We start from the raw sequence: 12076 nt of genomic DNA, 5'->3' as shown, positions 1-12076 counted from the left end.
TTCTGCCTTTCGTCAGTGGTGCTGAGGGTGTGAGCGGTGCCGCAGGATGGCGGCGGCCGCGGAGGTGAGGTCAGGTGCGTAGAGCAGGCCGGGTATCCCGCTCGTCCGGGCACTGTGGACGAGCAGCACGGCGGTCAGGCCGGCGTTGAGTCCGGCTTGGGCGTCGGTCGGGCGGTCCCCGACCAGGTAGCTGTCAGCCAGCGAGACGGAGAGCTCCCGGGCGGCTCGCCGCAGCCAGTAGCTGGAGGGCTTGCGGCAGCGGCAGCGCTGCGCAGCGGTGTGCGGACAGGTGTATGCGGCGTCGACCCCGGCCAGCTGCCCGTGCAGGTCGTCGAGGACGTCCCAGCTGAGCAGCCCGCGCGCGAGGTCCGGCTGGTTGGTGACCACGGCGATGTGGGCACCCGCCTCGCGCAGCGACGCGATCGCCTCCGCGCCGCCGGGCAGCGGCCGCCACTCGCCGGTGCCGCGCGGCGAGCTGCGCCGGCCGTCGCGCGGGACGTGCGCGTTGAGGGTCCCGTCGCGGTCGAAGAACACGCACCACCCGGCTCGGCCATGCCGCTTCAGCCCCGCCATGGGTCGATCGAGAGCCACCCCGCCGGAGTGGGTACGCGGCTGTGCGGCTCACCGCCCGTCAACCGCAGCAGCATCCGGTTGCGCGGCCGCAGGTCGGCGAAGACCGACGGCGTGGTGAACGCCTCGTGCTCGACGATGAGCACGACGCAGTCGGTGTCGTCGGCCGCCGCCGCGAGGCTGGCGTGACGGCGGATGCCCGGCAGGTCGGTCGTGTCGGCGACGGGGTCGAACGCGTCGACCTCGACGCCGTGCGCCGTCAGCTCCCTGGCCAGCCGCAGCCCCGGCGAGTCGCGCAGGGTCGAGACGCCGGGCTTGTAGGTCAGCCCCAGCAGGCACACCCGGCGCCCGGCGAGCCCGTCGAGCCGCCGGTCCAGGACCGCGAGCGGCCCCAGCGAGTGCACCGCGTTGGACTGTGAGATCGCGCGGAAGAGCCCGTCGCGGCCGATCGGCTCGCCGTGCTCCCACAGCGCCCGGACATCGCGCTGCAGCGTGGCTCCGGAATAGGGCTCGCCCGGCCGCATCGGGGCGCTCGGCGCGACCCGTGCGTCGGCCCGGACCCCGTTCAGCACCGTCGCGGGATCCGCGCCCAGGTGCCCGGCGATGGTGCCGAGATCGTTGGCGAGGGTGATGCAGGCGGCGAGGTAGGCGTTGGTGCCGTGCTTGACCAGCTCGGCCTCGACCAGGCTCATCCGCAGCGGGTTCGGCGAGTCGAGTCGGTCCACCAGCCGCCGGACCGCTTCCGGCGGTTCGGCGTTGCAGCCCACGACGAGCCGGTGCGGCTGGAGGAAGTCCTGCAGGGACCGGCCCAGTCGCAGGTTCTCCGGGATGTGCACCAGGTCCGGACTGTCCGGCGGCAGCCCGGCGGCGCGGAGCACCGCGTCACCGGTCCCGGCGCGGATCTGGCTCATCACGATCACCGGCCCGGTACGCCCGGCGGCCCGCAGCGCCGCGGTGGCACTGCGGACGGGCCGCTCGTCGATCGCCGTGCCGTCGGCGGCGGTACGCGAGTCGTAGGCGATCACCGTCAGCTCCGCCCGGCCCGCCGCCAGGTCTGCCTCCTCGGCACCGGAGAGCAGGCGCAGGTCGCCCCGGTCCCGGGCGGCCGTGAGCAGCTCGGTGATCTCCGGTTCCCCGGCCGCCCGGGAGCCGCCGGCGAGCTCGGCAGCGGCGACCTCGTCCGCAACGTCGGGGTCGTCGGGCCGACTGCTCACGGTGTAGCCGAGGCGCAGCAGCCCGGCGGCGGTCACCGAGGCGAGGTGCCAGTCTCCCACGACGAGGACCTCAGCCATGGGACTCCTCCTGGATCAGGCGGCGCACGGCCTCCCGGATGGCCTCCTCGGACTGCTTGGACGCGGTCCAGCCGAGCTCGTGGGCACGGCTGAGGTCGAACTCGACCACCGGCACGTCGCCGGGCCAGCCGCGTACCCCCGTGCCGAAGGCGATCTCGGCGTCCAGGCCGAGCTCGGCCAGCACGATCTCGGCGATCCGGGTCACGGTGACCGTGTCGGTCGTGCCGAGGTTGGCGACGAGCACTCCGCCGTTCGCGTGGTGGGCGAGCTCGATGATGCCGCGCGCGCAGTCCTCGGCGAGGAAGTAGTTCTTGCGCTGCAGCCCGTCGCCGAGGACCTCGAGCCGCTTCGGGTCGCGCTCCAGCTTGCGCAGGAAGTCGAAGATCACGCCGTGGTTCATCCGGCCGCCGACGACGTTGCCGAAGCGGAAGATGGCGCCCTCGATGCCGTAGAGGTGGTTGTAGGCCGAGATCAGACCTTCGGCACCGAGCTTGGCGGCGCCGTAGACGGAGATGGGCAGCATCGGGCCGTGGTGCTCGGCGGTGGGCCGGATGCTCGGCTCGCCGTAGACGGTCGACGAGGACGAGAAGGTGATGTGGCCGACGCCGCTGTGCCGCATCGCCTCCAGGACCGAGCGCGTCGCCAGGATCGACTGTTCGATGTCGATCCAGTTGTTCTCCAGGGCGACCCGCATGTCCACGCTGGCGGCGAGGTGGATGACCCGCCCGACGCCGCCCGCCATGATCTCGGCGACGGCGTCGGTGTCGAGCACGTCGAGCTCGTGCAGGACCGCCGCACCGCTGTCCAGGTGGGGCTGGATCAGCCGGCGGGTGGTGTTGGAGAGGTTGTCGATCACGACGACGGGTACGCCGTCGCGAACCAGGTGGTCCACGACGTGGCTGCCGATGAACCCGGCCCCGCCGGTGACGAGGGTGGCTGTGGTGCTCATGAGGGTTCCTTTCCGGACAGGAGCAGGCAGAGGGCGTGGGCGACGAGCAGGTGGACCGACTCGACCCCGGGGGTGGCGACCGGTTCACGGTCCAGCGGGACGTTGATGTGGACGTCGCTGATGTCCCCGATCGCCCCGCCGTCGAAGCCGGTGACGGCGATGACCTTGCCGCCCGTCTTGTGGACGAAGCGGGCGAGCTCCACGAGGTTCGTCGAGACCGAGCCGTCGCGGGCACCGCCGTGCACGGAGAAGAGCACCGCCGCGTCCTTGGCGCCCGTGGGCAGCCAGGGCTCGGCGAGGTAGGCCATGGCGAGCGCCGGGTCGGCGTCGTTGGTCCACGCGGTGTGGCAGGCGATGTTGTCGGTCAGCGACAGGGCACGAAAGTGCGGCTGCTGCGGCGATCGCGTGTATTTCACGAGGTCGGCGGCGAAGTGCGAGGCGGTCGAGCTGGATCCGCCGTTGCCGGCCGTGAGGACGATGCCCTGCGAGAGCCGGACCTCGGCCAGTACCTCGGCGGCGGCGCTGATGGCGTCCATGTCGAGGTCTCGGACGACGGCCGCCGCGCTGTCGCGCAGGGCGGTGATCCCGGTGGTGTTCATCGGTTCTCCTGGAGGGGGGACGGGGGTGGGACCGGGGTCCAGCGCCCGGTGCGGGTCGACTCGTAGGCGGCCTCCACGACGGCGAGGGCCTGCCGTCCGGCCGGGTCGGGTGGACCGGCCGGGTTCGCGGCGACCAGGTCGTGGAAGTAGCGCCACTCGGCACCCCACGACTGGTCGCCGCCCCGGAACGAGATGACGGAGGAGGTGAACGGTCCGGTGCCCCGCTCGTCGACGATGAGCGTCTGCTCGCCGTAGGAGGCGCCGAGACCGTCCACGCGGACGGTGGCGCGCTCCAGGGTCACGTCGAACGTGAACCGGTTGCGCCACAGGCTGAGGCTGCTGCGGACGAAGGCGAGCTGCCCGGTCGCCGAGCGGAGCATGACGTGCGCGTCGTCCTCCAGCCCGGCCGCCATGCCGAACGTCTCCTGGGTGTGCGCGACGACGTCGGCGATCGGGAAGAGCAGCGAGTCGATCAGGTCGACGAGGTGGATGCCCTGCTCCATGAGCTGCCCGCCGGAGACGACCGCGGGATCGGCGCGCCACTCGTCGGCGTACCCGGCGCGGTAGCCGTAGCCGTAGACCCCGACGGCCGACAGCGGGCGGCCGTACCGTCCCTCGTGGACGATGGAGCCCAGCTCCCGGATCGCCGGGTGGAAGCGGTGGTTGAAGCCGCAGTGCAGGACCCGGCCGTGCGCGGCGGCGGCGGCCTCCATCCGGGCGGCCGAGGCGGCCGACGAGGCGAGCGGCTTCTCGCACAGGACGTGCTTTCCGGCGGTCAGCGCGGCGACGGCGATCTCCTCGTGGAGGTCCGGCGGTGTCGTGACCAGCACCGCGTCGAGGTCGGGCCGGGCGACGAGGTCCCGCCAGTCCTCCAGCGGCCGAGCGCCGTGCGGTGCGGCGAGCGCCTCGACCACCGCCGGATTCGGCGCCGCGACGGCGACCAGGGTGTCCGCCGGGCCGAACGCCGACAGGCGGCGACGTGCCTGCAGCCCCGCGCCGACTATGCCGATGCGCATACCGCCTCCTCCAGTTCGGGTGCCGTGCCGTCGTGGCGCAGCAGGCCGTGCGGCCAGGACCGCACGGGTACGTGGACCAGGCCGAGCCCGGTCAGGAAGCGGACCGACTCGTCCCGCCGGTCCGGGTCGGCCGCGATGAGCAGATGCCCGGCACCGCCGGCGCCGACGAGTTTGAAGCCGTGGATGCCGACCTCCGCCGACCGCTGCGTGATGGCCCGGCAGACCGGGTGGTCGGTGTGCGGGTTCGCGGCGATCTTCGCCGCCCAGTGGGCCCGCAGCGCTGCGCCGATGACGGCGACGTCCCCGGAGAGGAAGGCGGCCTCGGTCTCGGCCGCCGCGGCGAGGGCCTGTGCGTACCGCTGTGGGTCCACCGCCGGGGCGTGTGCGAGGACCCGGCCCGCGTCGCGCTGGTCGGCGGTCCGGAACAGCAGCAGGCCGCGACCGAGCAGCTGCGCCATCACCTCGTAGAGCGCCGGGTTGGCACAGGCCGTGGCACTGCCGTCCGGTGCCAGGTCGATCCGCACGGCGCCGCCGATCGCGGCCGCCCAACCGTCCTGCTGGCCGACCGGGCGGCCGAGGACCTCCCGCTCCAGCCGGAACGCGAGGACCGCGAGGTCGGCTGGGGACAGCTCCCGGCCGTCGGCACGGGCCAGGATGTCGAGCAGTGCCACGCTGAACGCGCCGGAGCCGCCGAGGCCCGAACCGGGCCGCACCTGGGAGCCGATGGCGAGGTGCCATCCGCCGCCGACGCCGAGGAGTTCGCCCGCCGCGGTCACATAGGCGTGCTCCCCGGCCGCCGCGGGCGCCACGACGTGGGCGAGACCGCCGGGTGGATCGGGCAGGGCGCCCAGCGCGGCGTCGGGTTCGTCGGCGAGCGCGACGTGGACGAAGCGGTCGACGGTGAGGGCGAGCACGGAGGTGGGGCCGTGCCGGTAGTACTCCGGCAGGTCGGTGCCGCCGCCCGCGATGCTGATGCGCATCGGTGCGGTGGACATCAGCGCGTTCACTCGCCACCGTCCAGGTTCAGCACGGCGTGTTGCCAGCGGTCCGGCGTACCCACCTCGATGATCTGCTGGTCCACTCGGTGGTGGGCGAGCATGCGCCGCGCGGAGAGGCCGCCGAAGAACTGCTGGTCGCCGTCGCCCGCCTGCTCGTCGAGGGCCCGCCGGCGCAGGAACCGCACGCCCCGGTCCACGAGCGGGCCGCCCGACGCCTTGTCGTATCGGGTGACCCAGGGGCCGTCCGGGATCACGTTGCCCGGGTCGCGCCCGGCCGAGACCGGCGCGGTCATCATCACCGCGGCGGCGCCCGTGGTGTCGGCGACACCGGCGAGATCCGCCCACAGGTCCTGCCCGATGGGCGGACGCACGTCCCCGAGGACGAGCAGGAACTCCTCGTCGAGCTGCTCGGCGGCCGACCGCAGCGCCGCCACCGGCCCGGCGGCGACCTCCTCGGCGAGCACGTCGACGCGGATGCCCGGATGCGCCGCCGCCCACGCCGTGGCGAAGTCGTCGACCTCGTCGGCCCGGTACGCCGCCAGCAGCAGCACCCGGTCGACGGGCGGCTGCACGGCCACGTCGAGCACGTGCGCGAGAAAGGGCCGCCCCGCGACCTCCACCAGGCACTTCTGCCGGGTGGAGGTGACCGAGGACATCCGTGTCCCGTAGCCCCCGCACGGGATCACGAGCTGGGTCATCGACCGACCGCCTGCTCGAGGACCGCCCGGACGGCGGTCGCGACGTGCTCGATGTCCTCATCGGACATTCCGGGGAAGATGGGCAGCGAGAGCACCCGGGTGAAGGCGTCGTCGGCGACGGGGAACTCCCCGGCGGCCGACGCGACCTCGGTGCGGTAGTAGCTGAACTGGTGCAGCGGGCGGAAGTGCACGCTCGTCCCCACCCCGTGCCGGTGCAGCTCGGCGGCGACGGCGTCGCGGTCCAGGCCGTCGCCGAGCTGCACCACGAACAGGTACCAGGACGACGTGTCGGTCGGCGTGTCGACCGGCGGGAGCCGCAGTCCCGGCAGGTCCGCCAGCGCGGCGAGGTACGCCGTGGCGATGTCGCGGCGGCGGGCCCGCATCGCGTCGGCCTGGTCGAGCTGGCAGCGCAGCAGCGCGGAGGCGGTGTCGGGCATGTTGTACTTCAGTCCGGGCGCGACCACGTCGTAATGCGGCGACCGGCCGAAGGAGTGCCGGGCGAAGGCGTCGCGGTCGATGCCGTGGGCGCTCAGGACGCGGGCGCGGGCGGCGGCGTCCCCGTCCGCCATCGTCAGCAGGCCGCCCTCGGCGCTGGTGAGCGGCTTGGTGACGAAGAACGAGAAGGCGGCGGCGTCGGCGATGCCGCCGGGCACGGTGCCGTCCCGCTCCGCCGGCAGCGCGTGTGCCGAGTCCTCGATCAGGCGCAGGCCGTGCGCGTCGCAGAGGCTCCGCAGCGCCCGCACGTCGGCCATCCGCCCGGCGAAGTGGACGGCGACGACCGCGCGGGTCCGCGGGGTGAGCGCGCGGCGGACGGCCTCGACATCGATGCGGAGGGTGTCCGGCTCCACGTCGACCAGGACCGGTACGGCTCCGGCGTGCAGCACGGTCGCCGCCGTGGCGGTGAAGGTGACCGTCGGCACGATGACCTCGTCGCCGGGGCCGATTCCCAGCGCGAGCAGCGCCAGGTGCAGCGCGGCCGTGCCGGAGTTGAGCAGCAGCACGTGCGGTGCGCCGAGGTAGTCGGCGAACCGCTGCTCGGTGTCCGCGGTGACCGCTCCGGTGCCGATCCAGCCGCTGCGCAGCACGGCCGTGACCGCCTCGATCTCCGCCGCGCCGATCAGCGGGGCGGCGAACGGCACCTGCCGGCTCACAGCGTCAGCTCCGCGGCGTCGAGCGCGAACTGGCTCGCCATCGCCACGCTGCCGGGGGCCTGCATCCAGGTCTCCAGGATCTGCGGCGGCACGGTGACGATGTCCGCGGGGGACCGCAGCGCCAGCGTGACGTCGTCGCACTCGCGGATGCTGCCGATGACCAGGCGCGTGTCGCCGCTGAAGCGGTCCCGCCGCCGGGCGATGTCCGCCACCGCCTGTGCCGGGTCCTCGCCGGCATCGCGGGTCCGGCACCACAGGATGCTGACGAAGGCCGGCCCCAGCGACAGCGCGGTGAACGCCTGCGGCAGCGAGGTGCAGGCGGTGACGTTGACGGGGATGCCGACGGCGATCGCCCGCCGGATCAGGGCGGCCCGGTAGCGCCCCTGCGACGTGACGAACGGGATCTTCACGCGGATCCGCGAGTCCAGCTCGGCGAGCTGGACCGCCTGGTCGAAGGCTTGGCCGTCATCCTCGGAGATGACTTGGACGTGGAGCTCATCCGGCTCGTGGGCCAGGATGTTCTTGACGGCGACGCCGACCGCGAGCTCTCCCGCTCGGCGAAGAATGGTGGCGTTGGTGGTCACACCGCGTGCGATACCGGTGCCGACCCATCGAGCGCAATCGCTGCTCGATGCGGAATCCAGGAACACCATCGGACCTCCCCCAGGTCTCTTCGAATCGCCCAGCAGGCGCACGGGCGGCGCCGAGCAGGGCAAAGTCGACGCATTGAACGCGTTAAACGTTCACATGCGCCTCTCTCGGCCGTAACCGGTAACACTTTTGCAGGGTTGATCGAATCACGCAATATTTAAGGAGAAGGCTGCAATAACCGGACGGCTATATGCAGTCTGTCGCTCGATCAGAGCAAGGCTGTGAGCAGCGTGATATCGTGACGATCGACGTCGCGCAATTCGTACCCGGTCCGGAAGCAGAGCTGCTGGCTCGCCGAGAGGCAGCCGACGGCGCGGTCGGCGAGGACTCCGGCATCGAAGGCGGCCGGTGGATAGGTGAAGCTTCCGCCTGATAGATCGGCCTGTCGGCCCCAGCCTATGGCGTTGAAACGCACCGGGTGGAGATCGACCCACCGGGCACCCGCGGCGGCCACCTCGACCCGCGCGGGGCGCTGGTCGGTCTCGATCGAATACCCCAGCCGGGCCAGCGCTCGCAGCGCCGTGGCCTCATCGGCGGCGTCGACGGCGAGGTCGAGGTCGCGATGCGGCCTGGTCTGCCGTCCCACCAGGGCGTCCACGCCCCAGCCGCCGGCGACCCAGTGCCGCACGCCCTCGGCGTCGAGGGCTGCGATGACCGCCATGACGTCGCTGATGTCCACGTCCGAAGCCCATCAGAACTGAACGGCGCAATGCAAATCTGCGACGGCGTGTTGCCGTGCGCAGTTACGGGGTGCGCTGGGTGGACCAGGCCGACCAGAGGGCGGCGTAGCGGCCCTCGCCGCGGATCAGCTCGGCGTGGGTGCCGACCTCGACGACCTGCCCGTCCTCCAGAACCACGATCCGGTCGGCCGCCGCGGCCTGGGTGAGCCGGTGCGCGACGATCAGTGCCGTCCGCCCCGCCAGCGCCGCCTCGGCGACCCGCTCCAGCACCCGCGCCCCGGCGCTCCCGGCCTCCGCCGTCGCCTCGTCGAGCACCACGATCCGCGGATCGGCGAGCACCAGCCGGGCGAACGCCAGCTGCTGCGCCTGCGCGACCGTGAGACTGTGGCCGCCCTCGCCGACCTCGGTGTCGAGCCCGTCGGGCAGCTCCTCCCATGACACCGTCTCCAGTGCCGCGAGCAGCTCGGCGTCGGTCGCGTCCGGCCGGGCCAGCCGCAGGTCGTCGCCGAGCGTCCCGGCGAACACGTGCACCTCCTGGGTGATGAGCACGGCCGATCCGCCGCCGAGGGTGACCGTGCCGCTGGTCGGCCGGTGCACCCCGGCGATCAGCTTCGCCAGCGTCGTCTTCCCGGCACCGCTGGCGCCGACGAGAGCCACCCGCTCGCCGGGCCGGACCTCGACGCCGACCCCGCGCAGGACGGTGCGGCCGGGGACGTATTCGTACCAGAGGTCCGTGGCGGTGATCGACGCGTCGGCAGGGGCGGATGCGGTCCGGGGGGCCGGGATCTCGGGCAGGTCGGCGACGCCGACGAGGCGGGTGAGGCCCGCACCGGCGGCCTGGGCGTCGTCGATGAGGGCCAGTGCGGTGTTGATCGGGCCGAACAGGCTCAGGAAGAACAGGGCGGCGGCGGTGGCCGTACCCACGCTGATCTGATCCGCGCGGACCAGCAGGAAACCGGTGACCAGGACCGCCGCGAGCCCGAGGTATTCGCCCACGTGCAGACGGCTGTAGAACCGGGTCTGCAGCCGGATGCCCTGCATGAGCAGGTCGACCGCGCGCAGCGAGCGCCGCTCGACCCGGTGCAGGTGGTCGCCGGTGAGCCGGAAGGCCCGCACGGTGGCGGCGCCGCCGACGGTGCCGAGCATGTCGTGCTGCTGCTCGGCGACGGCGATCCGCTGCGCGGCGTAGAGCGGCACGGCCCGGCGTGAATACCACCGCACGGTGTGCAGCTGCACCGGGACGGCGACGAGCGCCGCGAGGAGGAACCGCCAGTCCAGCGCGGCCATGCCGAGCATGGTGAGGCCGATCGTGAGCAGCGCGCGGGCCAGATTGGGCACGGCGCTGCGGGCGGCCTCGGCGATGACGGTGACGTCGTTGGTGACCCGCGAGGTGACGTCGCCGGTGCCGGCCCGTTCGAGCTGCTCCAGCGGCAGCCGCAGCGCTCGGGAGACGAAGCGTTCGCGCAGGTCCGCCAGGGTGCTTTCGCCGAGCTTCGCGAGCTGCGCCACGCCACCGGCGGCGAGCGCCGCCTCGGCGAGGGCCACCGCGATGAGCAGTAGGAACGGCACCGTGATCGCGTCGGCGCCGCGCCGGTCGACGACCACGTCCACGATGTGGCCGATCAGCGGGGGAGCGAGCAGCCCGGCGGTCGTCCCGGCGATGAGCAGCGCGAACGCGCCGACCGCGAGGCCTCGCCGGGGCCGCAGCAGCTCGCGCAGCACGGCGGCGGTGCGCCGCCCGCTCGCGACGGGGAGGGTCTGCCTCATGCGAGGACCGCCGATCGGTAGAGCTCGTCGTCGCCGATGAGGTCGGCGTGCCGCCGGTCGGCGGCGACCGCGCCGTCGCGGAGGACGATCACCCGGTCGGTGACCGCGAGCAGCGCGGGGCTCGTCGTGATCAGGATCGTGGTGCGGCCCTGCCGCAGCCGACGGATGCCGTCGGCGATGCGTGCCTCGGTGACCGCGTCGACGGCGGTGGTCGGGTCGTGCAGCACGAGCACGGGCGGGTCGGCGGCGAGCGCGCGGGCGAGCGCGACGCGCTGCCGCTGGCCGCCGGAGAGGGATCTGCCACGCTCGTCGAGCACGGTGTCGAGCCCGTCCGGCAGGCTCCGCACCACCTCGTCGGCGGTCGTCGCGCCGAGCACCACACCGAGGTCGGCGTCGGCGGAGATGTTGGCTCGGACCGACTCCTCGAACAGGTCGGCGTCGTGGGTCGCGACCAGGAGCGCGCCCCGCAGATCGCCTGGCGCGACGTCGGCGAGCGAGACGCCGTCGAGCGCGAGCAGCCCGTCCGGTTCGGCCTCGCGGCCGAGCCGCGCGACGAGTGCCGACGCCTCGGCCGGGTCGGCGACGATCCCGATCAGCTCGCCCGGCGCGACGGTGCGCCCGTGCAGCGTGACCTGCCCGCGCACAGGGTCGGGCAGCGTGGTCTCGCCGCCGGTCACGGCCGGTGCGGCGGTGAGGACCTCGGTGATCCGGGCGGCCGAGGCGCGGGCCTGGGCCATGTCGGCGAAGACCCAGCCGAAGGTGCTCAGCGGCCCGATCAGGAACTGCGCCAGCCCCGCCGCCGAGATGAGCTGCCCGACGGTGATCTGCCCGTCGGCCGCGAGCCGCCCGCCGACCAGCACGATCACGGCGAGGAAGATCCCGTTCAAGGCCAGCGCCATGCCGTCGTAGGCGGCCTCCGCCCGCGCCGCGCGCACCGTCGCACCCAGGGCCTCCCGACTGGTACGCCGATAGCGCCCCACCGCAGCCCCCGCGGCGCCCAGCCCCTTGAGCACCCGTACGCCGGTGAGCAGGTCCGCCGCGATCCCGGAGGCGTGTGCCGCCCGATCCTGCTCGGTCTCGCTGCGCCGCTCCAGTGGTTTGGACAGCAGATGGGCCAGTACCAGCATCGGCGGCGTCCCCAGCAGCACGAGCAGCCCCAGCGGCAGCGAGATCGACAGCAGCAGCCCGCCCGCGATGAGCACGGCGGCGACGGCGGCGATCGAGTAGGGCAGCGCGATGTTGACCACCCCGACCCGGGAGGCGTCGGAGGTCGCGATGCTGACCAGGGCACCCGGCAGCCGTCCGGCCTCGGCACCGCCCCGATGGTCGAGGACCCGCTCGGTGATTCGGATCCGCACGCCGTGCGCGGCCTGGGTGGCGGCCCGCTCGCTGCTGCGCTCGCCGAAGCGGTAGCTGAAGCTCAGTCCGATGTAGACGACGGCCAGCACGGCGAGCCAGGTGACGAGGTCGGCGGCGCTGCCCGCGACCGCCCGGTCGATGACGACGCCGATGATGAACGGCACCATCGCCTCGCCGGCCTGGTGGCCGGTGACGAAGAGGGTGGAGAGCGCCACGTGGCGGCGCTGGCCGGTGATCGCGTCACGCAGCACGGTGCGCACGTCGTGCACCTCCGGATCGGGGGGTCGGTCCATGGTTGCGCCGAGCCTACATTAGGTTAGCCTTACCTAGTCGAATCGACGTAGGG

12 protein-coding genes are annotated in these 12076 nt (G+C 73.3%); all 12 read right to left on the bottom strand.

Annotated features, from left to right (window positions below):
• Nucleotides 1-12 precede the first annotated feature (12 nt).
• The 12 genes from F4553_RS08405 to F4553_RS08350 all read right to left on the bottom strand — a co-directional run bounded on the left by F4553_RS08405 (nt 13) and on the right by F4553_RS08350 (nt 12023).
• The gene (locus tag F4553_RS08405; protein ID WP_184834189.1) at nt 13-534 is read right to left on the bottom strand and encodes a D-glycero-alpha-D-manno-heptose-1,7-bisphosphate 7-phosphatase; all 522 of its coding nucleotides are present in this window, start codon (nt 532-534) and stop codon (nt 13-15) included.
• A 26-nt stretch (nt 535-560) separates the two neighbouring features.
• Nucleotides 561-1862, bottom strand: coding sequence for a UDP binding domain-containing protein (locus F4553_RS08400; protein WP_184834187.1), 1302 nt, complete (start codon nt 1860-1862; stop codon nt 561-563).
• Entirely contained in the window at nt 1855-2811 is a 957-nt protein-coding gene (locus F4553_RS08395) for an NAD-dependent epimerase/dehydratase family protein (RefSeq protein ID WP_184834185.1), read from the bottom strand. The genes F4553_RS08400 and F4553_RS08395 overlap by 8 nt, the downstream gene beginning before the upstream one ends.
• Complete coding sequence (locus F4553_RS08390; protein WP_184834183.1) at nt 2808-3410, bottom strand: D-sedoheptulose-7-phosphate isomerase; 603 nt, start codon at nt 3408-3410, stop codon at nt 2808-2810. Before F4553_RS08390 ends, F4553_RS08395 begins: the two co-directional genes overlap by 4 nt.
• The gene (locus tag F4553_RS08385; protein ID WP_184834181.1) at nt 3407-4426 is read right to left on the bottom strand and encodes a Gfo/Idh/MocA family protein; all 1020 of its coding nucleotides are present in this window, start codon (nt 4424-4426) and stop codon (nt 3407-3409) included. The genes F4553_RS08390 and F4553_RS08385 overlap by 4 nt, the downstream gene beginning before the upstream one ends.
• Nucleotides 4411-5421 (bottom strand): GHMP family kinase ATP-binding protein, encoded by a 1011-nt coding sequence (locus F4553_RS08380; protein WP_221469818.1) that lies wholly within the window; start codon nt 5419-5421, stop codon nt 4411-4413. Before F4553_RS08380 ends, F4553_RS08385 begins: the two co-directional genes overlap by 16 nt.
• 8 nt (nt 5422-5429) lie before the next feature.
• Entirely contained in the window at nt 5430-6122 is a 693-nt protein-coding gene (locus tag F4553_RS08375) for an NTP transferase domain-containing protein (protein ID WP_184834177.1), read from the bottom strand.
• Nucleotides 6119-7273, bottom strand: coding sequence for a DegT/DnrJ/EryC1/StrS family aminotransferase (locus F4553_RS08370; RefSeq protein ID WP_184834175.1), 1155 nt, complete (start codon nt 7271-7273; stop codon nt 6119-6121). The genes F4553_RS08375 and F4553_RS08370 overlap by 4 nt, the downstream gene beginning before the upstream one ends.
• Nucleotides 7270-7926, bottom strand: a complete 657-nt coding sequence (locus tag F4553_RS08365; protein WP_184834173.1) for a transaldolase family protein — start codon at nt 7924-7926, stop codon at nt 7270-7272. The genes F4553_RS08370 and F4553_RS08365 overlap by 4 nt, the downstream gene beginning before the upstream one ends.
• 206 nt (nt 7927-8132) lie before the next feature.
• On the bottom strand, nt 8133-8603 hold the full coding sequence (locus tag F4553_RS08360) for a nucleotidyltransferase domain-containing protein (protein ID WP_221469817.1): 471 nt from the start codon (nt 8601-8603) through the stop codon (nt 8133-8135).
• Nucleotides 8604-8667: 64 nt separating this feature from the next.
• Nucleotides 8668-10371, bottom strand: a complete 1704-nt coding sequence (locus tag F4553_RS08355) for an ABC transporter ATP-binding protein (RefSeq protein WP_184834171.1) — start codon at nt 10369-10371, stop codon at nt 8668-8670.
• The gene (locus F4553_RS08350) at nt 10368-12023 is read right to left on the bottom strand and encodes an ABC transporter ATP-binding protein (protein ID WP_184834169.1); all 1656 of its coding nucleotides are present in this window, start codon (nt 12021-12023) and stop codon (nt 10368-10370) included. The genes F4553_RS08355 and F4553_RS08350 overlap by 4 nt, the downstream gene beginning before the upstream one ends.
• Between the last annotated feature and the right edge of the window lie 53 nt (nt 12024-12076).

Origin of the sequence: Allocatelliglobosispora scoriae (genome assembly GCF_014204945.1) — a bacterium.
Taxonomy (GTDB): domain Bacteria; phylum Actinomycetota; class Actinomycetes; order Mycobacteriales; family Micromonosporaceae; genus Allocatelliglobosispora; species Allocatelliglobosispora scoriae.
This window is presented reverse-complemented; position numbering and strand designations above follow the sequence as displayed.